Consider the following 20548-nt stretch of genomic DNA (forward strand, 5'->3'; position numbering starts at 1 on the left):
GCTTAGACGCCAGGCTGCAGGATACGGATGGTGGTTTCCAGCACATCGCCTTTGACCGCTTCCGACCAGGCTTTCATGTGTGGCGTCTGCAGGTGCGCTTCAAGATGCGCGACGCTTTCCCACTGCTCCACCATGACGATAGAGTCGGGGGCCGTGGTCTGGAAGCTGACGCCGGCGGCATGATCTACCATCGGCGCGTAGCCGTGGCAGCCGGCCTCCTGCAAAACGGTCGGAATGATTTTCGCGAACTGATCGAGAACCGCCTGACGGTGGTGCTGGCCCGGGCGGGTACGGATTTCTGCAATCACTGTTAACATGGTTAACTCAACTCCTTCTGTGTGTATCTCGTCATACTCCAGGTTCGAATAACTCGAAATATGTAGAGCGTAGACCTGTAGTTAACCAAAAATTTCCGCCAGATGCTTGCGATATTCTGCGATATACCGTGGGACATCAGGCATTTTAATCACGTCGTTGGCGATAAAGGTCGGCAGCGCTTCCATTCCCAGGAACTGGTTGGCTTTATGGAACGGCAGGTAAACGCCGTCAACGCCAACGCCGTGGAAGAACTGGTCTTCGTCGGTGAAGGCTTCCATCGGCGCGTTCCAGGTCAGGGATAGCATATATTTTTTCCCCTGCACCAGGCCGCCGGAGCCATATTTTTTGCTGGCGTCGGAGCGGGTACGACCATCGCTGGCGTACAGCGAGCCGTGGCCTTCGGTAAAGACATCATCCATATATTTCTTCACTGTCCACGGCGCGCCCATCCACCAGCCAGGCATCTGCCAGATCACCACATCGGCCCACAGGAAATTCTGCACTTCTGCTTTTACGTCGTACTCGCTTTCGGCGCGTACGCTTTTAACATCGTGCCCGGCGTCGCGCAGATAACTCTCCGCGACCTCGGTCAGGGTGTCGTTCAGCTGGCCATTCGAGTGCGCGAACTTTTTTGCGCCATTGATAATCAGGATGTTGCTCATCATTTGTCCTCAATCTTGAAAATTTGCCGACGATCTTACCCCGCGAAGCGGGGCAGTAAAATGAGCAAAATGTGCAAAGTCTTTTGCCAAAAGAGCAATAATCTCGCTACCAGTACACACGGGCTTCGAAGCCGCCATCGCGGGCGTTAGCAAAATCAACCTGCATGCCATGCAGCGAGGCGATGCGCCGGACGATCGACAGGCCCAGGCCGCTGCCCGGCGCGTCCTGCCCCGGCGGGCGATAAAAACGCTCGCCGATACGCGCCAGTGCCTGCGGGCTAATGCCTGGGCCGTTATCACGCACCCGAAACTCGCGGGCGTTGAGCGTGATATCAACCTGGCTGCCGCGCGGGCTGTAGCGCACAGCGTTATCCAGCAGGTTGCGTACCAGCAGGCTGAGCAGCAGCGGCTGGCCGGTGCGGGCGATGTCGGCGGCATTAAGATGCAGGCGCAGCTCAATCCCGGACTGCTGCGCGTGGTGATACATCTCCATCACCGCCGACTGTAGCAGGTCGTCGATGGCGACCGGTTGCACGTCGTCCAGTTGGGCGAGTGAGTCCAGCCGCGACAGCGTCAGCAGCTGATCGACCAGCCGGGTGGCGCGATCGATCCCCTGGTGGAGCTGGGCCAGCGCTTTCTCACGTCCTTCTGCATCGTCCATAGAGAGCTGGGCGACTTCGGTCTGCACCTTCAGCGCCGCCAGCGGGCTGCGCAGCTCATGGGCGGCATCAGAGGTAAACCGACGTTCGCGCAGCATGGCGTCGTGGGTGCGCTGGAACAGCTGATTCAGGGCCTCGACCAACGGGCGGACTTCAGAGGGGATCTTCTCCACGCTGAGCGATTCCGCTGAATCCGGCGCGCGCAGGCGCAGCGTGCGCGCCAGCTTTTTCAACGGCGCCAGTTCGCGGCTTAACAGCACGATAAGCAGCACGAACATCAGCGGCAGGGCGATCATCCACGGAGTGAGCTGCGAGGTCACGATATCCATCGCCATTTCACGCCGATAATCCCACTCCTGGCCGACGGCGATGCGATGGCGACCGTCGGCGGTGGTTAGCCACAGGAAGCGCCATTCGTCATCATCGCCGCGCAGGTAGCCATCACTGAACCCCTCGCGCTGCGAGTTCCACTGGATATCCTCCCCGTTCTCACCGTCGTTGAGCACCATGGTGCCGTCGCGGGTGAAGATGGCGAACGCCAGCACGTCGTCGTCGATGTGCCCATGCCGCACCTTTTTCTTTTCACCGAGCGATGCGGGCGGGGCGCGGAGTTCATCGAAATGCATGGCGCTCAGGCGGCGGGCGAACAGCAGCTGCTGGGTATCGAACAGCTTATCCAGCTTTTTGCTGGTTTGCTGCCAGGCGATCACGCTGGCGACGCCCCAGGCGGCCGCGGTCAGCACAGCAAACAGCAGCGTCAGACGGACGCGCAGGCTCAGGCGGGCAAGTCGTTTCATGCGTCACCCAGGGTATAGCCGATGCCGTGGACGGTGCGGATAAACCCGCTGCCGAGTTTGCGGCGTAGATGATGGACGTGAACTTCCACGGCGTTGCTGGAGACCTCGTCGTCCCAGGTGTAGAGCTTTTCTTCGATAAGCTTGCGCGGCAACACGCGACCGGCGTTACGCAGCAGCAGTTCCAGCAGGGCGAACTCTTTCGGCTTTAGTACCAGGCTCTCGCCGTCGAGGCTGGCGGTTAAGCGGTTCGGGTCGAGGCTCACCTTGCCGTGGCGCAGCTCGCTGCTGCTCTGGCCGTGCGCGCGACGGATCAACGCTTCAAGACGTGCCGCCACTTCAATCAGGGCGAAAGGTTTGCACAGGTAGTCATCGGCGCCGAGCCGTAGCCCCTCCACTCGCTGGCTGAGCGCATCGCGGGCGGTGAGGATCAGCACCGGCTCATGGCGGCCCTTGTCCCGCCATTCGCGCAGAATATCGAGGCCATCGATGCCGGGGAGGGTGAGATCCAGGATTGCGGCGTCGTAGGGGGCGCTGTATAAGGCATTCTTGCCCTCCAGTCCGGCGGTAAACCAGTCGATGCTGAAGCCCATTTTGCTTAGGCCGGCTTTGATGCCGTCACCGATCAGCTTGTCATCTTCCACCAATAATATGCGCATGTTTCCCTCCGACGATCCTGTTTCTTAGCGCAGTAAACCGCGTTGAAGCCGGCGATGTACAGCATTAAAATTTCTTTTTTCCGCTTAAGAAGTCGTTAAGTTTTGTCAGGCGTAATAGGAGCCATATCAACACGAAGGGAGAACACATCATGAAGAAAATTGCTGCAATGACCGCGATCGTTGCCCTGGTTTCCATGCCAGTGCTGGCTGCCGAACAGGGCGGATTTACCGGTCCTTCTTCGACCACGCAGGTCAGTTCGACCGCGCAGGCAGGCGGATTCACCGGCCCGAGCGGCGCGGTGACCACTGTCGCCAATGCCAAATCGCTGCGGGATGATACCTGGGTGACCCTGCGCGGCAAGATAACCGAGCGCATTTCTGACGATCTGTATAAGTTTCAGGATGCTTCCGGGGTGATCAATGTCGATATCGACCACAAGCGCTGGAACGGCGTGACCGTCGGCCCGCAGGACACGGTAGAAATTCAGGGGGAAGTCGATAAGGACTGGAACTCGGTAGAAATCGACGTTAAACAGATCCGTAAAATCGCGCCATAAGTCTTCGTCAGATAAGCGCAAGATCGGTCAGGAATCGCTATCCTCGCTCTGTCAGAGTATGTCGCGAGGAGGAGACGATGAACGATATTAAGGCCAGCCCGGCGTATGTCGGGCGCTTCCAGCGTGTCTGTAGGTACATTGCGCGCCATCTTGATGAGCCGCTGTCGCTGGAGGCGCTGAGCGCGATAGCGCACAGTTCGCCTTACCATTTTCACCGGCAATTTAGCGCTTATACCGGTATTCCATTGTACCGGTATATTCAGTGGTTGCGTCTGCGACGCGCCTGTTGGCGCCTGGCGTTCAACCCACGCGATAAAGTCATCGATATTGCCCTTGATGCCGGATTTCAGAATGCGGAGTCGTTCAGTCGTGCCTTCCGTACCGCGTTTGACCAAAGCCCGACCCAATTCCGTCAGCAACCGGACTGGGCCGAGTGGCATCGACGCGTACCGAAACATACGCTACAGGAGCAAACGTCGATGGACGTCAATATTATTTCGTTCCCCACCACCCGGGTAGCCGTACTGCAACATCGCGGTAGCCCGGACCTTGTCAACGCGACCGCCGCGCGTTTTATCGCCTGGCGTAAGACGAGCGGATTATCGCCCGTCGCCACCAGCGATACCTGGGGGATCGCCTGGGACGATCCGCAGACCACCCCGCAGGAGGCATTTCGGTTTGATATCTGCGGCACGGTCGAACGGCCGGTCGGTGAAAACGCCTTTGGCGTGATTAACGGCGAAATCCCCGGCGGACGCTGCGCCGTCGTGTGCCATCACGGCTCGCTGGACACGCTGGCGAACAGCGTTTGGTTTCTCTATCGCGACTGGTTACCCGCGTCAGGCGAGACGTTACGGGATTATCCGGTGTACTTCCGTTACCTCAATTTTGTCCATGAGGTGGCTGAGCATGAACTGCAAACCGATATTTATCTGCCGCTGGCCTGATTAAGCGTGACGGAATCCTCAGCCGATCTCACGCCCTGTGACTCAGGGCGTGAGATCGGGTATTATCGCGGGTAGTTTTGCCGTCCGAACGGTCGGTACCCAGATTGAGGATCCACGATTAATGAGCGATATGGCAGAGCGCCTTGCGCTGCATGAATTTACGGAAAATGCTTACCTGAACTACTCCATGTACGTGATTATGGACAGGGCATTACCGTTTATTGGCGATGGCTTAAAACCGGTCCAGCGTCGCATCGTCTATGCGATGTCTGAGCTGGGGCTGAACGCCAGCGCGAAATTCAAAAAGTCCGCCCGCACCGTCGGCGACGTGTTGGGTAAATATCACCCGCACGGCGACAGCGCCTGCTATGAAGCGATGGTGCTGATGGCGCAGCCGTTCTCTTACCGCTACCCGCTGGTAGACGGGCAGGGGAACTGGGGGGCGCCGGACGATCCGAAATCCTTCGCGGCGATGCGTTACACCGAGTCCCGCCTGTCGAAATACGCCGAATTGCTGCTCAGCGAACTGGGGCAGGGCACCGTTGATTGGGTACCGAACTTTGACGGTACGATGCAGGAGCCGAAAATGCTGCCTGCGCGTCTGCCGAACATCCTGCTTAATGGCACCACCGGCATCGCGGTGGGCATGGCCACTGATATTCCGCCGCACAACCTGCGTGAAGTCGCCAAAGCGGCCATTACGCTGATTGAGCAGCCGAAAACGACCCTCGACGAACTGCTGGATATCGTGCAGGGGCCGGATTTCCCGACCGAGGCGGAGATCATCACCTCGCGGGCGGAAATTCGCAAAATCTACCAGAACGGACGCGGCTCAGTGCGCATGCGCGCAGTGTGGAGCAAAGAGGACGGCGCGGTGGTGATTAGCGCGCTGCCGCACCAGGTCTCCGGCGCCAAAGTGCTGGAGCAGATTGCGGCGCAGATGCGCAATAAAAAGCTGCCGATGGTCGACGACCTGCGCGACGAATCGGACCACGAAAATCCGACTCGTCTGGTGATCGTCCCGCGCTCCAACCGGGTGGATATGGAACAGGTGATGAACCACCTGTTTGCCACTACCGATCTGGAAAAAAGCTACCGCATCAACCTCAATATGATCGGCCTCGACGGACGCCCGGCGGTGAAAAACCTGCTGGAGATCCTCAGCGAATGGCTGGTGTTCCGTCGCGATACCGTGCGTCGCCGTCTGAACCATCGGTTAGAGAAAGTGCTTAAGCGCCTGCATATCCTCGAAGGTTTGCTGGTGGCGTTTCTCAATATCGATGAAGTGATCGAGATCATCCGCACCGAAGATGAACCGAAGCCAGCCCTGATGTCGCGCTTTGGCATCAGCGAAACCCAGGCGGAAGCGATTCTGGAATTAAAACTGCGCCACCTCGCCAAACTGGAAGAGATGAAGATCCGCGGCGAGCAGGACGAGCTGGAAAAAGAGCGCGACCAGCTGCAGGCGATTCTGGCTTCTGAACGTAAGATGAACAACCTGCTGAAAAAAGAGCTGCAGGCTGATGCCGATGCTTTCGGCGACGATCGCCGCTCGCCGCTTCACGAACGTGAAGAAGCGAAAGCGATGAGCGAGCATGATATGCAGCCGTCTGAGCCAGTGACTATCGTCCTGTCGCAGATGGGCTGGGTGCGGAGCGCCAAAGGGCACGACATTGACGCCCAGGGCTTGAGCTATAAAGCGGGCGACAGCTGGAAGGCCTCGGCGAAAGGCAAGAGCAACCAGCCGGTGGTGTTTATCGATACCACCGGACGCAGCTATGCCATCGATCCGATTACCCTGCCTTCCGCGCGTGGCCAGGGTGAGCCGCTTACCGGTAAGTTGACTCTGCCGCCGGGCGCGACCGTGGAACATATGCTGATGGAAAGCGACGATCGCAAGCTGCTGATGGCTTCCGACGCTGGCTACGGTTTTGTCTGCACCTTCAACGATCTGGTGGCGCGCAACCGTGCCGGTAAAGCGCTGATCACCCTGCCTGACAATGCGCACGTGATGCCGCCGCTGGTGATTGAGGACGAGTCCGATATGCTGCTGGCCATCACCGCCGCCGGGCGGATGCTGATGTTCCCGGTGAGCGATCTACCGCAGCTGTCGAAAGGCAAGGGCAACAAAATTATCAGTATTCCGGCGGCGGAAGCCGCAGCCGGGCAGGATGGCCTGGCGCATCTGTTTATCCTGGCTCCGCAGAGCACGCTCACCATCCATGTTGGCAAACGGAAGATCAAACTGCGTCCGGAAGAGCTGCAAAAAGTCACTGGCGAGCGTGGCCGTCGCGGTTCGCTGATGCGCGGACTGCAGAAGATTGACCGTGTTGAAATCGACTCGCCGCGCCGCGCCGCGGCAGGCGATAGCGAAGAGTAAACGCCACTCCTCCCGTCGTTGACGGGAGGAGGCGAAAAAATGCCGCAAAATCGTTGTTTATTCAGACGTTGCGATTAACAATGTCCATCACCAGGGACCCAGGAAGAACGGTCCCGGCCTGCGCAGAACTGATGAGCCTGCCTTCTGTCAGCAGCGAATAATTCTAAGCGATTTGGGTTTTAGAGGTAGCTATGCTATTAATTTTTCGAGTAATTTTTGTGGTCATTTATTGCATCGTAGTGTGCATACTTGGCTGTTTGTACTGCTTGTTCAGCCCGCGTAATCCAAAACATGTCGCCACTTTCGGCCATCTGTTTGGCCGCCTATCTCCGGTATTTGGCCTGAAGGTAGAACTGCGTAAACCTGCCGATGCGGAAAGCTATGGCAACGCGATCTACATCGCTAACCACCAGAACAACTATGATATGGTGACGGCGTCGAACATCGTGCAGCCGCCGACGGTCACCGTGGGTAAAAAAAGCCTGCTGTGGATCCCGTTCTTTGGCCTGCTCTACTGGCTGACGGGCAACCTGCTGATTGACCGTAATAACCGAACCAAAGCGCATGGCACCATTGCTGAAGTGGTGAATGCGTTTAAAAAGCGTAAAATTTCGTTCTGGATGTTCCCGGAAGGAACCCGTAGCCGCGGCCGCGGCCTGCTGCCTTTTAAAACCGGTGCCTTCCACGCAGCGATTGCCGCCGGAGTGCCGATTATTCCGGTGTGTGTGTCCAACACATCGAACAAAATTAAGCTCAATCGCTGGAACAACGGTCTGGTGATTGTTGAGATGCTGCCGCCGGTGGATACCAGTCAGTTCGGTAAAGACAACGTGCGCGCGCTGGCGACGCATTGCCGCGAGCTGATGGCCGCCAAAATTGCTGAGCTGGACAACGAAGTGGCCGAGCGCGAAGCGGCTAAAAAGTCATAAGACAGGAAACGCCGCCAACGCGCGCGTATTGCTGGCGGGAAACGAATTCCCTTTTTCATTTGTCAGTATGTCATGGAGTTAATATGTCACTCAGTCGGCGTCAGTTTATTAAGGCTTCCGGCGTAGCGCTGTGCGCTGGCGCCGCGCCGCTGAAAGCCCATGCCGCCGGCCAGCAGCTCGCGCTGCCGGTTCCGCCGCTGCTGGAATCGCGTCGCGGTCAGCCGCTGTTTCTGACGCTGCAGCGTTCGCACTGGTCGTTTACGCCAGGCACTCGCGCCCCCGTCTGGGGGATCAATGGCCGCTACATGGGGCCGACGATCCGCGTCTGGAGCGGGGACGACGTCAAGCTTATCTACAGCAACCGTCTGACAGAGAATGTCGCGATGACCATCCGCGGCCTGCAGGTGCCTGGCCCGCTGATCGGCGGTGCGGCGCGCATGATGTCGCCGAACGCCGACTGGGCGCCGGTGCTGCCTATCCGCCAGAGCGCTGCTACCTTGTGGTATCAGGCCAACACGCCGAACCGGATGGCGAAGCAGGTGTACAACGGCCTGGCCGGCATGTGGCTGGTGGAAGATGAGGTCAGCAAGAACCTGCCAATCCCTAACCACTACGGCGTTGATGACTTCCCGGTGATTATTCAGGACAAGCGGCTGGATAACTTCGGCACGCCGGAATATAGCGAACCGGGGAGCGGCGGCTTCGTTGGCGATACGCTGCTGGTTAACGGCGTGCAGAGCCCGTATGTCGAAGTGTCGCGCGGCTGGGTGCGCCTGCGCCTGCTGAACGCCTCCAACTCCCGGCGCTATCAGCTGCAGATGAGCGATGGCCGACTGCTGCATGTGATTTCCGGCGACCAGGGGTTCCTGCCGGCGCCAGTCTCGCTCAAACAGCTGTCGCTGGGGCCAGGGGAACGGCGTGAAATTCTGATCGATATGACCAACGGCGATGAAGTGTCCATTACCTGCGGTGAAGCGGCCAGCATTGTCGACCGCATCCGCGGCTTTTTTGAACCGTCAAGTATCCTGGTCTCCACGCTGGTGCTGACCTTGCGGCCGACCGGGCTGCTGCCGCTGGTCACCGACAGCCTGCCGGTGCGCCTGCTGCCGACCGAACTGCTCTCCGGCACGCCGATCCGCAGCCGGGATATCACCCTCGGCGACGATCCGGGTATCAACGGCCAGCTGTGGGATCCGCAGCGTATCGATATCACGGCGCAACAGGGGACCTGGGAGCGCTGGACGGTGCGTGCCGACCGCCCGCAGTCGTTCCATATTGAAGGGGTGATGTTCCAGATCCGTAACGTCAATGGCTCGACGCCCTTCCCGGAAGACCGTGGCTGGAAGGACACCGTGTGGGTCGACGGGCAGGTTGAACTGCTGGTCTACTACGCCCAGCCGTCGTGGTCGCACTTCCCGTTCCAGTATCTGAGCCAGACGCTGGAGCTTGCCGACCGCGGCTCGATTGGCCAGATGCTGGTGAATCCGGCGCCGTAATCTTCGCAACCCTGGCCGGAACACGGTCAGGGTTTGAGAAAATCCTCCTTCATTTCCACTATCATTCCGGCTTATAATCCACGCCCTTTTGGTTATTTTTTTATCATTTCCCCCGGAAGCAATATGAGCGCAATATCCCTGATCCAACCGGATCGTGACCTTTTTTCCTGGCCGCAATACTGGGCTGCCTGTTTTGGCCCTGCGCCATTTTTACCGATGTCGCGTGAAGAGATGGACCAACTTGGCTGGGATAGCTGCGACATTATTCTGGTGACCGGCGACGCCTACGTCGACCACCCGAGCTTCGGGATGGCCATCTGCGGCCGTATGCTGGAAGCGCAGGGTTTCCGGGTAGGGATCATTTCCCAGCCGGACTGGAACAGCAAAGAAGACTTTATGCGCCTGGGTAAGCCGAACCTGTTCTTCGGCGTGACGGCGGGCAATATGGACTCGATGATCAACCGCTACACCGCCGACCGTAAGCTGCGCCATGATGATGCTTACACCGCTGGCAACGTGGCGGGCAAGCGTCCGGATCGCGCCACCCTGGTCTACACCCAGCGCTGTAAAGAGGCGTGGAAAGACGTGCCGGTGATCCTCGGCGGCATCGAGGCCAGCCTGCGCCGTACCGCGCATTATGATTACTGGTCCGATACCGTGCGCCGCTCGGTGCTGGTGGACTCCAAGGCCGATATGCTGATGTTCGGTAACGGCGAGCGCCCGCTGGTGGAAGTCGCGCATCGCCTGGCGATGGGTGAATCCATCGACCAGATCCGCGATGTGCGCAATACCGCCATCATGGTGAAAGAGGCGCTGCCGGGCTGGAGCGGCGTCGATTCCACCCGCCTGGATACTCCGGGGAAAATCGACCCGATCCCGCATCCGTATGGTGAGGATCTGCCGTGCGCCGATAACAAGCCGGTTGCGCCGAAAAAGCAGGAAGCCAAAAGCATCACCGTGCAGCCGCCGCGGCCCAAACCGTGGGAAAAGACCTACGTGCTGCTGCCTTCCTTCGAGAAGGTGAAAGGCGATAAAGTCCTGTACGCTCACGCTTCGCGTATTCTGCACCACGAAACTAACCCCGGCTGCGCCCGGGCGCTGATGCAAAAGCATGGCGAACGCTATATCTGGATCAACCCGCCGGCAATCCCGCTCTCGACTGAAGAGATGGACAGCGTCTTCGCGCTGCCTTACAAGCGTGTGCCGCATCCTGCTTACGGCGACGCGCGTATCCCGGCGTACGAGATGATCCGTTTCTCGATCAACATCATGCGCGGCTGCTTCGGCGGCTGTTCGTTCTGCTCAATCACCGAGCACGAAGGGCGCATTATCCAGAGCCGTTCAGAAGACTCGATCATTAATGAAATCGAAGCCATTCGCGACACGGTGCCCGGCTTTACCGGGGTGATCTCCGATCTCGGCGGCCCAACGGCCAACATGTATATGCTGCGCTGTAAATCGCCACGCGCTGAGCAGACCTGCCGCCGTCTCTCCTGCGTCTACCCGGATATCTGCCCGCACATGGATACCAACCACGAGCCGACGATCAATCTTTACCGTCGCGCCCGTGAGCTGAAGGGCATCAAGAAGATCCTTATCGCCTCTGGCGTACGCTATGACATCGCGGTAGAAGATCCGCGCTATATCAAAGAGCTGGCAACCCACCATGTCGGTGGCTATCTGAAGATCGCTCCGGAGCATACCGAAGAGGGGCCGCTGTCGAAGATGATGAAGCCGGGGATGGGCAGCTACGACCGCTTTAAAGAGCTGTTTGATACCTATTCGAAGCAGGCGGGTAAAGAACAGTATCTGATCCCGTACTTTATCTCCGCCCACCCGGGAACGCGCGATGAAGATATGGTGAACCTGGCGCTGTGGCTGAAGAAACATCGCTTCCGTCTTGACCAGGTGCAGAACTTCTATCCGTCGCCGCTGGCGAACTCGACCACCATGTATTACACCGGCAAGAACCCGCTGGGTAAGATTGGCTATAAGAGCGAAGAGGTGGTGGTGCCGAAGGGCGAGAAACAGCGCCGTCTGCATAAAGCGCTGCTGCGCTACCACGATCCGGCAAACTGGCCGCTGATCCGTCAGGCGCTGGAGTCGATGGGCAAGAAGCACCTGATTGGCTCACGCCGCGACTGCCTGGTGCCAGCCCCGACGCTGGATGAGATGCGCGAAGCGCGTCGCCAGAACCGCCATACCCGCCCGGCACTGACCAAGCACACGCCAATTGTGCATCAGCGTTCTAACGGTGAAGCGACGGCGAAAAAGCCCGTCAAACGCGGTAAAGTCGCCGGGCGTTAAGCCTGACGTTGTGCCCGGTAGCGTTTTGCTGACCGGGCCGGTTGGAGAGCCGGACAGGCGTCAGCGCTATCCGGCTTTTTTACATGTTAGCCGCCAAACTGATCCGGATCGGGCCCTAAACGCTTGCCCTGGTCCAGCTTGGCGATTTCGCTGAGTTCGTCTTTGTCGAGACGGAAATCCCAGACGTTAAAGTTCTCGGCGATACGCGACGGCGTCACTGATTTCGGGATCACCACCAGACCGCTATCAAGATGCCAGCGGATGACGATCTGCGCCGGCGTTTTGCCGTATTTATCGGCGAGCTGGTGGATGACTTTCTGATCGAAAACCCCTTTACCGCCCTGGGCCAGCGGGCTCCAGGATTCGGTCTGGATCTTGTGGGTGGCGTTCCAGGCGTGCAGCTGACGCTGCTGCAGCAGCGGATGGAGCTCAATCTGGTTGATCGCCGGGGCGACGCCAGTTTCATCAATCAGCTTCTGCAGATGCGGGACCTGGAAATTACACACGCCGATACTTTTTGCCAGCCCCTGCTGTTGCAGTTCGATCAGCGCCTGCCAGGCCTCGACGTAATGGCCGATCGCCGGCACAGGCCAGTGGATTAAATAGAGATCCACATAGTCGAGCTTCAGCTTGCTGAGACTCTCTTTCAGCGCCTCGTGCGGCCGTTTTTGATCGTCGTTCCACAGTTTGGTGGTGATAAAGAGCTCATCGCGATTGACGCCTGCGCTGTGCAGCGCGTTGCCGACGCCAGCCTCATTTTGGTACGCGGCGGCGGTGTCAAAAGAGCGATAACCGACTTCCAGCGCCTTATGAATGGCAGAGACGACTTCCTCGTTGCCAGCTTTCCACACGCCGAGACCCAGCTGCGGCATCAGGTTGCCGTCGTGTAGTTTTATAACGGTTGGATGTGTCATGCCTTCCTCCTGTTAATGAACTCGGCGAGGCAGAATCCGCCGAGGGGTAGCATTAAGTCTGGACGAAATAGCTAAAAACGGTAGTAAAAACACCTCTCCCCGACGTTTGTTTAACGTAAGGAGAGGTGAATCAGGCGGGGATAAATTAGCGGGCTGCCTCGTAAATACGGCGGCTGACGTCCAGCGTGATATCCTGATGTTCGCCCAGTTTGGTCATGCCGTGCTCTTCCAGTTTCGCCAGCAGCGCCGGGATGGAGCTACCGTCGAGACCGTAATCGGAGAGACGGGTCGGCACACCCATCTGCTCGAAGAACTGGCGCGTCGCGGCGATGGCGGCATCAATACGTTGGTCGTCGGAACCCTCTGTGATATTCCACACGCGCTCGGCATACTGCAGCAGTTTCGCACGTTTGCTGTCGCGCTTCTCATTCCACAGCGCCGGCAGAACGATAGCCAGCGTCTGGGCGTGATCCAGGCCGTGCATCGCCGTCAGTTCGTGGCCGAGCATATGCGTGGCCCAGTCCTGCGGCACGCCTGCGCCGATAAGACCGTTCAGCGCCTGCGTCGCCGCCCACATAATATTGGCGCGCACATCGTAGTTCTCTGGCTCCTGCAGCGCTTTCGGGCCATCTTCCACCAGCGTCAGCAGAATGCCTTCGGCGAAACGGTCCTGAATTTTGCCGTCAACCGGGTAGGTGACGTACTGTTCAACGGTATGGACGAAGGCGTCAACCACGCCGTTGGCGACCTGGCGCGGCGGCAGAGTATAAGTGTAAACCGGATCGAGGATTGCGAACTGCGGCTGAACGTGCGAAGACATAAACGCGCGTTTGTCGCCGGTGGTTTTCCGCGAAATGACCGCCCCTTTGTTTGATTCAGAACCGGTCGCCGGAAGAGTCAGAACCGAACCCATTGGAATGGCGCTGGCGATCTTACTGCCATAAGTTTCCAGAATTTCCCACGGATCGATAGCGACGTCGTAATGGGCCGCCGCGGCGATGAACTTGGTGCCATCCAGGACTGAACCGCCGCCGACCGCCAGCAGGAAAGTGACCTTCTCTTCACGGGCGAGCTTCACGGCGTTCATCAGGGTTTCGTAAGACGGGTTCGGCTCGATGCCGCCAAATTCAAGGACATCCAGGCCATTCAGGGCGGTGAGTACCTGATCCAGGACGCCCGTTTTTTTCACGCTGCCGCCGCCGTAGGTGATCAGTACGCGAGCCTCCGCCGGGATCTGTTCACGCAGCTTTTCAATCGCGCCTTTGCCAAACAGAATGCGGGTTGGGGTATGCAGGTCAAAATTATTCATTGCTAGTGTCCTCAAAAGAGTAAAACCGCCGACAGGGACGATACCGCTGCCAGATGACGGTTATTGTGGTCCTGGCACCGTTGACCCTCAATGCACATTTCTGCCGATGTCTTGCCTATTTCTCCATGTAGCTGGAGAATTCTCGCCAGCCTGCGCACAATGTACGGGTGAAGAAACATCGGGGGAGACGGTGGCAATGCAACATGCAGAGATATGCCAGATATTGACGGAGAAAGTTAACCAGCTGAAAGATAAGCACGAACTGTTAAGTTCGCTGCTGCCTGACGTCCGCCTGCTGTATGGGACGCAGCCGGGTACCCGGACGCCGGTGATGTACCTGCCGGGGATCGTTTTTCTCTTTTCCGGCCATAAAATTGGTTATATCAATGAACGGACATTTCGCTACGACACAAATGAATATTTGCTGCTGACCGTGCCGCTGCCCTTCGAGTGCGAAACCTTTGCGACCCCTGAGGTGCCCCTCGCCGGGATGCGTCTGAACGTCGATATCCTGCAGCTGCAGGAGCTGCTGATGGATATTGGCGAGGATCCGCTGTTTCAGCCCGCCGTCGCCTCCAGCGGAATAAATTCGGCAGTGCTTTCCGAAGATATTTTATGCGCTGCCGAACGGCTGCTCGACGTCATGGATCGTCCGCTGGACGCGCGCATTCTTGGCAAGCAGATTATCCGTGAAATCCTCTACTATGTGCTGACGGGCCCCTGCGGCGGCGCACTGCTGGCGCTGGTCAGTCGGCAGACCCACTTCAGTTTGATAAGCCGCGTGCTGAAACATATTGAGAGCCAGTACACTGAAAACCTGAGCGTCGATCAGCTGGCGGCGGAAGCGAATATGAGCGTGTCAGCGTTTCACCATAATTTTAAATCAGTGACCAGTACCTCACCGCTGCAGTATCTGAAAACCTACCGTTTGCACAAGGCGCGCATGCTGATGATCCATGACGGCATGAAGGCCAGCGCGGCGGCGATGCGGGTGGGGTATGAAAGCCCTTCGCAGTTCAGCCGTGAGTTTAAGCGCTACTTCGGTATGACGCCCGGGGAAGATGCTGCACGTATTCGCACGATGCAGGGCGTGTAATATCGGGAGGGCAGGCCGGGCGGGCGCAGGCCCCCCGGCAGGTGGCCGTCAGGCGCTGCAGTATTTCTTTTTGATAACCACGAACAGCGTGCCGAGCAGGCCCGCGAGCAGCAGGACAATCGGCAGGATCATCAGGCAGGTCATCACCTGATCTTCATGGCGCTTCACAAACGGGATCATGCTCAGCGCATAGCCAAGACCGGTGACCACGCCAACCCACAGCAGGGCGCTCAGCCAGTTGAAGAACTGAAAGCGGCGGTTCGGCAGGCCGGAAATCCCCGCCATGGTTGGCAGCAGAGTGCGGACAAACGCCAGAAAGCGGCCAGCGAGCAGCGCCAGCAGACCGTGGCGATCAAACATACAGGTGGCGCGCTGATGGTACTTATGCGGCAGATGCGCCAGCCAGCCTTTCACCGTTTGCGTATTGCCCAGCCAGCGCCCCTGCACATAGCTCAGCCAGCAGCCGAGGCTGGCGGCGGCGGTCAGAATGGCGATAGTAGGCACAAAGTCCATGACGCCTTTAGCAATCAGCGCGCCGGCGAGCAGCAGCAGGCTGTCTCCCGGTAAAAAGGACGCGGGCAGCAGCCCGTTTTCCAGAAACAGGGTGGCGAACATAACCAGATATACAACGCCCACAACGTGAGGGTTCGCCAATGCGGCAAAATCATGTTGCCACAGCGCGGCGACAATCTCTTGAATGACAACCATGGACTTTCCTAAGTGGTACCGTATTGTTGACTAGTGTACTCCTGAAGAGACCCGAGCACCTTGATCCCGGGCGCAACAAAAGCGGCCGCTTCGATAAAAAACGTCCGCCATTGTTGCCACTGACTGTCACTTTACACGATACGCGCGAAGCCCGCTGCTAAATCCGCCTGCAGATCGTCAACATTTTCGAGACCAATGTGCAGGCGGATCAGCGTGCCGCTGAAATCCACTTCAGCCTCCGGCCGAATATGGGCGATTTGCTCCGGCTGATTGGCCAGAATGAGCGATTCAAAGCCGCCCCACGAGTAGGCCATGCTGAACAGGCTGAAATTGTCGAGGTATTCTGCCAGCTCGGCGTCGCTAAGACGTTTGTTGAGCACAAACGAGAACAGACCGCTGCTGCCGGTGAAGTCGCGCTTCCAGAATTCATGGCCTTTACTGCCGGGCAGGGCGGGGTGGTTTACCCGCGCCACCTGCGGATGTTGCGCCAGCCACTCGGCGATGCGCAGGCTGCTTTCATGGTGCTGACGCAGGCGCACGCCCAGGGTGCGCAGACCGCGGCTGGTCATATAGGCGGTATCGGCGTCCAGCATTTGCCCCATCAGGTAGGCATTCTCACGCAGCTGCGCCCAGCAGCGCGCATTCGCCACCGCGGTGCCGACCATGCCGTCTGAGTGGCCGATCAGGTATTTGGTGGCCGCCTGAATGGAAATGTCGATGCCAAAATCCAGCGCTTTAAACAGGATCCCCGCCGCCCAGGTGTTATCGATCATGATAATCGCTTCCGGAGCGACCTTACGCACGGCGGCGACAATCGCAGGCACATCATGCACTTCCATGGTGATGGAGCCGGGCGATTCAAGGAACACCACGCGGGTCTCCGGCCGAATAAGATGGGCAATATCGGCGCCGATGAGGGGATCGAACCAGCTGGTGGTGACACCGAGTTTAGCGAGAATTTTGGTACAAAAATCCTGGCTTGGCTCATAGGCGGTATTGGTCATCAGCACATGGTCGCCCTGCTCGACAAACGCCAGGATGGTGTTGGCCACCGCGGCCGCGCCGCAGGGGAAGAGGGCGCAGCCGGCACCGCCTTCCAGCTCGCACATCGCTTCCTGCAGCGAGAAGTGAGTCAGGGTGCCGCGGCGTCCGTAGAACAGCTCGCCGTTGGCCCGGTTGCGGGTGGCGTGTTTTTTGGCTTCTACGGTGTCGAAAACCAGCGATGAAGCGCGCTGGATCACGCTGTTCACTGAGCCCTGAGTATATTTTTTGCTCCGCCCGGCGTTGACCAGCGCGGTATCAAGATGTTTATCAGCCATGTTGATGAACCTGTTTTTATACGTCTGGACGTCTAAACTAGCATGAATCTTCTTTTCTGTACCAGCGCGGCGCCGATACAGGCGAAAATTTTACCAGGCCCGCGGTAAGCCGCTTTTTTACTGCGTGAGCGCAAGGAAAATAAACGTGATTTGCTGCACAGTGTAAATACTAATGAGAACCACTATCAATTCGATGTCGTTTTGATATTATTGTGGGCAGATTTTGTGATTATCGTCGTGGAGATAGAGCGTGGGTAATAATTTGATGCAGGCGGATCTCTCCGTTTGGGGTATGTATCATCATGCCGATATTGTCGTTAAGGTGGTGATGATTGGCCTGATTCTGGCGTCGGTCGTCACCTGGGCCATCTTTTTCGGCAAGGGGGCGGAAATCCTCGCCAGCAAGCGCCGCCTCAAACGTGAACAGCAGCAGCTGGCAGAAGCCCGCTCTCTCGATCAGGCCAGCGATATCGCCAGCGCCTTTGAAGCGAAAAGCCTGACCACCCAGCTTATCAATGAAGCGCAGAACGAACTTGAACTCTCCGCCGGTGCAGAAGACAACGAAGGCATCAAGGAACGAACCGGTTTCCGCCTTGAGCGTCGCGTCGCGGCCGTCGGTCGCCATATGGGGCGCGGCAACGGTTATCTGGCCACCATCGGCGCCATTTCGCCGTTCGTGGGGCTGTTTGGTACCGTCTGGGGCATCATGAACAGCTTTATCGGTATCGCCCAGACGCAGACCACCAACCTTGCGGTGGTAGCCCCGGGCATCGCGGAAGCGCTGCTGGCGACGGCCATCGGCCTGTTCGCCGCCATCCCGGCGGTAGTCATCTATAACATCTTCGCCCGCATGATCGGCAGCTATAAGGCCTCGCTCGGCGACATCGCCGCTCAGGTGCTGCTGCTGCAAAGTCGCGACCTGGACCTCAGCGCCAGCGGCGTGAAGCCGGTGCGCAGCGCGCAGAAATTACGGGTAGGTTGATCGGCTATGGCGATGCGTCTTAATGAAAATCTGGACGATAACGGCGAAATGCATGAGATCAACGTGACGCCGTTTATCGACGTCATGCTGGTTCTGCTGATTATCTTTATGGTGGCTGCGCCGCTGGCGACGGTTGACGTAAAGGTGAATCTGCCGGCCTCTTCCAGCCAGCCGCAACCGCGACCGGAAAAACCTATCTACCTGTCGGTGAAGGCGGATAAGAGCATGTTCCTCGGCAACGACCCGGTGACCGAAGCGAATATGATTAACGCTCTGGATAGCCTGACTGCCGGCAAAAAAGATACCACCGTCTTCTTCCGCGCGGATAAAACCGTCGATTACGAGACGATGATGAAAGTGATGGATACCCTGCATCAGGCGGGCTATCTCAAGATCGGGCTGGTGGGCGAAGAGACCGTCAAAGCCAAATAACCCGATTCTTTTCCTGAAAAGGCTGGCCACGCGCCGGCCTTTTTTATGGCCGTTTGTCGGCGACGTGTTGGCCTGGCGTTGCCATCACGTTATCTGTCTGAGATATAATGTCGCTTCTTTTTGTTAACTAACAGGATTATATGGAACGCTTTCTGGAAAACGCTATGTACGCTTCGCGCTGGCTGCTGGCACCGGTTTATTTTGGCCTTTCGCTGGGGCTGGTTGCGCTGACCATCAAATTTTTTCAGGAGATCGTCCACGTTCTGCCGCATATCTTCAGCGTCAGCGAGTCGGAATTGATCCTGACGCTGCTGTCGCTGGTGGACATGACCCTGGTGGGTGGCCTGCTGGTGATGGTGATGTTCTCGGGCTATGAAAATTTCGTGTCGCAGCTGGATATCAATGAAGGGAAAGAGAAGCTGAGCTGGCTCGGTAAAATGGATGCCACCTCCCTGAAGAATAAAGTCGCGGCGTCAATTGTGGCGATCTCATCTATCCACCTGCTGCGGGTGTTTATGGATGCGAAAAACGTGCCGGACAACAAGCTGATGTGGTACGTGATTATCCACCTGACCTTCGTCCTTTCGGCCTTTGTGATGGGCTATCTTGATCGTCTGAACAAAGTGAAACACTGATCTCTTCTCTCCCGGCGGTGTTAGCCGCTGGGCTTTTTTCTCCCCCGTTTCTGCTTCTCTGCGCTGGCGTATGTCCGGGCTTCTGCTTTGCTTAAAGGGCGCTTAACAACGGAGGCAGGGTGATGACGCGATTAACGGCCAAAGATTTCCCGCAGCAGCTGCTCGAGTATTATGACTACTATGCCCACGGCAAAATCAGCAAACGCGAGTTTCTCCAGCTGGCGGGGAAATATACTGTCGGCGGGATGACCGCGCTGGCGCTGTTTAATCTGCTGAAGCCCGACTATGCCCTGGCAGAGCAGGTACTGTTCACCGATCCGGATATCCGTCCGGAGTATATTCATTATCCCTCTCCTGACGGCCACGGCGAAGTGCGGGCTTACCTGGTGACGCCGACGAAAATAGCCGACAAAGCGCCCGCCGTTGTGGTGGTACATGAGAACCGAGGCCTGAATCCCTACATTGAAGACGTAGCCCGGCGGGTAGCGAAAGCGGGATATATCGCGCTGGCGCCTGATGGCCTGAGCTCCGTCGGCGGCTATCCGGGGAATGATGATGAAGGCCGCGCGCTCCAGCAGAAAGTCGATCCCGTGAAGCTGATGAATGATTTTTTTGCGGCGGTCGCGTTTATGGCGAAGCATCCACAGGCGACGGGGAAGGTCGGTATCACCGGTTTTTGTTACGGCGGCGGCGTCAGCAACGCGGCGGCGGTGGCGATCCCGGAGCTAGCCTGCGCGGTGCCGTTTTACGGCCGCCAGCCGCCGCTGAAGGAGGTCGATAAAATTAAAGCGCCGCTGCTGCTGCACTATGCCGGCCTCGATAGCGGCATTAATGAAGGCTGGCCCGCCTATGAACAGGCGTTGAAGGAACACCATAAAATCTACGAGGCCTATCTCTATCAGGGCGTGAATCACGGCTTTCATAATGATTCCACGCCGCGCTACGATCGGGCTGCGGCTGATCTGGCCTGGCAACGCACGCTGGCATGGTTTGAGAAGTATTTACACTAGCGCAAACGACATAAATAGCGCTACCGCTCGCTCAAAAAAACGCTATATAATTTATTATATAACGATTAGGGGGCGCGATGGAAAATCATTTTGGAAAAGGCTTAATGGCGGGGCTACAGGCATCCTATGCTGACACCGCCGCGCATGCGGCGAATTTTTGCGCCGACTATAAACGCGGGTTTGTGCTCGGCTATTCGCACCGCATGTTTGAAAAAACCGGCGACCGCCAGCTCAGCGCGTGGGAGGCGGGGATCCTGACCCGTCGCTATGGCCTTGACAGAGATATGGTGATGGATTTCTTCAAAGAAGGGGATTCGGGTATGGCGATGCGCTATTTTCTGGCGGGGTATCGGCTGGAAAGCTAAACAGGACGGCTTCGCAGGCGGAGCCGTCCTGTGGTGTGTGCCCTTTCCCGTCAGCGGGAAAGGGTAAAGA

At 57.8% G+C, this 20548-nt stretch carries 20 protein-coding genes; 12 read left to right on the forward strand and 8 right to left on the reverse strand.

What is annotated here, in order from left to right:
* Window positions 1-2: 2 nt before the first annotated feature.
* The 4 genes from CWM61_RS19870 to qseB form a co-directional block, all read right to left on the reverse strand.
* Window positions 3-317, reverse strand: a complete 315-nt coding sequence (locus CWM61_RS19870) for a putative quinol monooxygenase (RefSeq protein WP_008806512.1) — start codon at window positions 315-317, stop codon at window positions 3-5.
* Window positions 318-398: 81 nt separating this feature from the next.
* Window positions 399-980, reverse strand: a complete 582-nt coding sequence (locus CWM61_RS19875; RefSeq protein ID WP_008806511.1) for an NAD(P)H-dependent oxidoreductase — start codon at window positions 978-980, stop codon at window positions 399-401.
* A 106-nt stretch (window positions 981-1086) separates the two neighbouring features.
* Window positions 1087-2436: a quorum sensing histidine kinase QseC gene (gene qseC, locus CWM61_RS19880; RefSeq protein WP_100631769.1), complete on the reverse strand. Its 1350-nt coding sequence runs from the start codon at window positions 2434-2436 to the stop codon at window positions 1087-1089.
* Window positions 2433-3092, reverse strand: coding sequence for a quorum sensing response regulator transcription factor QseB (qseB, locus tag CWM61_RS19885; protein ID WP_008806509.1), 660 nt, complete (start codon window positions 3090-3092; stop codon window positions 2433-2435). The genes qseC and qseB overlap by 4 nt, the downstream gene beginning before the upstream one ends.
* A 149-nt stretch (window positions 3093-3241) precedes the next feature.
* Between qseB and CWM61_RS19890 the strand changes: the two genes are divergently transcribed.
* From CWM61_RS19890 to CWM61_RS19915, 6 genes are all read left to right on the forward strand, one after another.
* A complete protein-coding gene (locus tag CWM61_RS19890) occupies window positions 3242-3649 on the forward strand; it encodes a YgiW/YdeI family stress tolerance OB fold protein (protein ID WP_008806508.1) in 408 nt (135 codons plus the stop codon).
* Window positions 3650-3726: 77 nt separating this feature from the next.
* Entirely contained in the window at window positions 3727-4596 is an 870-nt protein-coding gene (locus CWM61_RS19895) for an AraC family transcriptional regulator (protein WP_074387577.1), read from the forward strand.
* Window positions 4597-4717: 121 nt separating this feature from the next.
* Entirely contained in the window at window positions 4718-6976 is a 2259-nt protein-coding gene (gene parC, locus CWM61_RS19900; RefSeq protein ID WP_061153299.1) for a DNA topoisomerase IV subunit A, read from the forward strand.
* 191 nt (window positions 6977-7167) lie between these two features.
* Entirely contained in the window at window positions 7168-7905 is a 738-nt protein-coding gene (plsC, locus tag CWM61_RS19905; protein WP_061153300.1) for a 1-acylglycerol-3-phosphate O-acyltransferase, read from the forward strand.
* Window positions 7906-7988: 83 nt separating this feature from the next.
* Window positions 7989-9401, forward strand: a complete 1413-nt coding sequence (ftsP, locus tag CWM61_RS19910; protein WP_061153301.1) for a cell division protein FtsP — start codon at window positions 7989-7991, stop codon at window positions 9399-9401.
* A 33-nt stretch (window positions 9402-9434) separates the two neighbouring features.
* Window positions 9435-11708 carry a YgiQ family radical SAM protein gene (locus tag CWM61_RS19915; protein WP_162676924.1) on the forward strand — a complete coding sequence of 758 codons (2274 nt, stop codon included), beginning with the start codon at window positions 9435-9437 and terminating at the stop codon, window positions 11706-11708.
* A gap of 86 nt (window positions 11709-11794) precedes the next feature.
* Here the strand turns inward: CWM61_RS19915 and dkgA are convergent, their stop codons facing one another.
* Together dkgA and yqhD are read right to left on the reverse strand one after the other, a co-directional pair.
* Entirely contained in the window at window positions 11795-12622 is an 828-nt protein-coding gene (gene dkgA / locus CWM61_RS19920) for a 2,5-didehydrogluconate reductase DkgA (protein ID WP_061153303.1), read from the reverse strand.
* 145 nt (window positions 12623-12767) lie between these two features.
* Complete coding sequence (yqhD, locus tag CWM61_RS19925; protein ID WP_074387578.1) at window positions 12768-13931, reverse strand: alcohol dehydrogenase; 1164 nt, start codon at window positions 13929-13931, stop codon at window positions 12768-12770.
* Window positions 13932-14127: 196 nt separating this feature from the next.
* Between yqhD and CWM61_RS19930 the strand changes: the two genes are divergently transcribed.
* Window positions 14128-15027 (forward strand): AraC family transcriptional regulator, encoded by a 900-nt coding sequence (locus CWM61_RS19930; RefSeq protein ID WP_100631770.1) that lies wholly within the window; start codon window positions 14128-14130, stop codon window positions 15025-15027.
* A 48-nt stretch (window positions 15028-15075) separates the two neighbouring features.
* Here CWM61_RS19930 and yghB read toward each other — a convergent pair whose 3' ends face one another.
* Together yghB and metC are read right to left on the reverse strand one after the other, a co-directional pair.
* Window positions 15076-15735, reverse strand: a complete 660-nt coding sequence (gene yghB, locus CWM61_RS19935; RefSeq protein WP_061153306.1) for a DedA family general envelope maintenance protein YghB — start codon at window positions 15733-15735, stop codon at window positions 15076-15078.
* A gap of 131 nt (window positions 15736-15866) precedes the next feature.
* Window positions 15867-17054, reverse strand: coding sequence for a cystathionine beta-lyase (metC, locus tag CWM61_RS19940; protein ID WP_074387580.1), 1188 nt, complete (start codon window positions 17052-17054; stop codon window positions 15867-15869).
* Between the two features lie 250 nt (window positions 17055-17304).
* On the opposite strand from metC, the gene exbB reads away from it, so the two are divergent.
* The 5 genes from exbB (at window position 17305) to CWM61_RS19970 (ending at window position 20478) form a co-directional block, all read left to right on the forward strand.
* Window positions 17305-18036 carry a tol-pal system-associated acyl-CoA thioesterase gene (gene exbB, locus CWM61_RS19950; protein ID WP_061153308.1) on the forward strand — a complete coding sequence of 244 codons (732 nt, stop codon included), beginning with the start codon at window positions 17305-17307 and terminating at the stop codon, window positions 18034-18036.
* 6 nt (window positions 18037-18042) lie between these two features.
* Window positions 18043-18468, forward strand: a complete 426-nt coding sequence (exbD, locus tag CWM61_RS19955) for a TonB system transport protein ExbD (RefSeq protein WP_002916785.1) — start codon at window positions 18043-18045, stop codon at window positions 18466-18468.
* Between the two features lie 140 nt (window positions 18469-18608).
* Entirely contained in the window at window positions 18609-19103 is a 495-nt protein-coding gene (locus CWM61_RS19960; protein ID WP_061153309.1) for a TIGR00645 family protein, read from the forward strand.
* Window positions 19104-19225: 122 nt separating this feature from the next.
* Entirely contained in the window at window positions 19226-20113 is an 888-nt protein-coding gene (gene yghX / locus CWM61_RS19965) for a YghX family hydrolase (protein ID WP_100631771.1), read from the forward strand.
* A gap of 77 nt (window positions 20114-20190) precedes the next feature.
* On the forward strand, window positions 20191-20478 hold the full coding sequence (locus CWM61_RS19970; RefSeq protein ID WP_074387583.1) for a DUF2623 family protein: 288 nt from the start codon (window positions 20191-20193) through the stop codon (window positions 20476-20478).
* Window positions 20479-20548 lie beyond the last annotated feature (70 nt).

Origin of the sequence: Klebsiella sp. K-Nf6, from assembly GCF_002806655.1 — a bacterium.
Lineage (GTDB): Bacteria > Pseudomonadota > Gammaproteobacteria > Enterobacterales > Enterobacteriaceae > Klebsiella > Klebsiella variicola.

Bases quoted from the DNA above. Each gene is read 5' to 3' on its own strand.
- CWM61_RS19870 (WP_008806512.1), bottom strand. From the start codon at position 317: ATGTTAACAGTGATTGCAGAAATCCGTACCCGCCCGGGCCAGCACCAC.
- dkgA (WP_061153303.1), bottom strand. From the start codon at position 12,622: ATGACACATCCAACCGTTATAAAACTACACGACGGCAACCTGATGCCG.
- CWM61_RS19970 (WP_074387583.1), top strand. From the start codon at position 20,191: ATGGAAAATCATTTTGGAAAAGGCTTAATGGCGGGGCTACAGGCATCC.
- CWM61_RS19875 (WP_008806511.1), bottom strand. From the start codon at position 980: ATGAGCAACATCCTGATTATCAATGGCGCAAAAAAGTTCGCGCACTCG.
- metC (WP_074387580.1), bottom strand. From the start codon at position 17,054: ATGGCTGATAAACATCTTGATACCGCGCTGGTCAACGCCGGGCGGAGC.
- ftsP (WP_061153301.1), top strand. From the start codon at position 7,989: ATGTCACTCAGTCGGCGTCAGTTTATTAAGGCTTCCGGCGTAGCGCTG.
- yqhD (WP_074387578.1), bottom strand. From the start codon at position 13,931: ATGAATAATTTTGACCTGCATACCCCAACCCGCATTCTGTTTGGCAAA.
- parC (WP_061153299.1), top strand. From the start codon at position 4,718: ATGAGCGATATGGCAGAGCGCCTTGCGCTGCATGAATTTACGGAAAAT.
- CWM61_RS19960 (WP_061153309.1), top strand. From the start codon at position 18,609: ATGGAACGCTTTCTGGAAAACGCTATGTACGCTTCGCGCTGGCTGCTG.
- CWM61_RS19890 (WP_008806508.1), top strand. From the start codon at position 3,242: ATGAAGAAAATTGCTGCAATGACCGCGATCGTTGCCCTGGTTTCCATG.
- qseB (WP_008806509.1), bottom strand. From the start codon at position 3,092: ATGCGCATATTATTGGTGGAAGATGACAAGCTGATCGGTGACGGCATC.
- yghB (WP_061153306.1), bottom strand. From the start codon at position 15,735: ATGGTTGTCATTCAAGAGATTGTCGCCGCGCTGTGGCAACATGATTTT.
- plsC (WP_061153300.1), top strand. From the start codon at position 7,168: ATGCTATTAATTTTTCGAGTAATTTTTGTGGTCATTTATTGCATCGTA.
- CWM61_RS19895 (WP_074387577.1), top strand. From the start codon at position 3,727: ATGAACGATATTAAGGCCAGCCCGGCGTATGTCGGGCGCTTCCAGCGT.
- CWM61_RS19930 (WP_100631770.1), top strand. From the start codon at position 14,128: ATGCAACATGCAGAGATATGCCAGATATTGACGGAGAAAGTTAACCAG.
- yghX (WP_100631771.1), top strand. From the start codon at position 19,226: ATGACGCGATTAACGGCCAAAGATTTCCCGCAGCAGCTGCTCGAGTAT.
- exbD (WP_002916785.1), top strand. From the start codon at position 18,043: ATGGCGATGCGTCTTAATGAAAATCTGGACGATAACGGCGAAATGCAT.
- qseC (WP_100631769.1), bottom strand. From the start codon at position 2,436: ATGAAACGACTTGCCCGCCTGAGCCTGCGCGTCCGTCTGACGCTGCTG.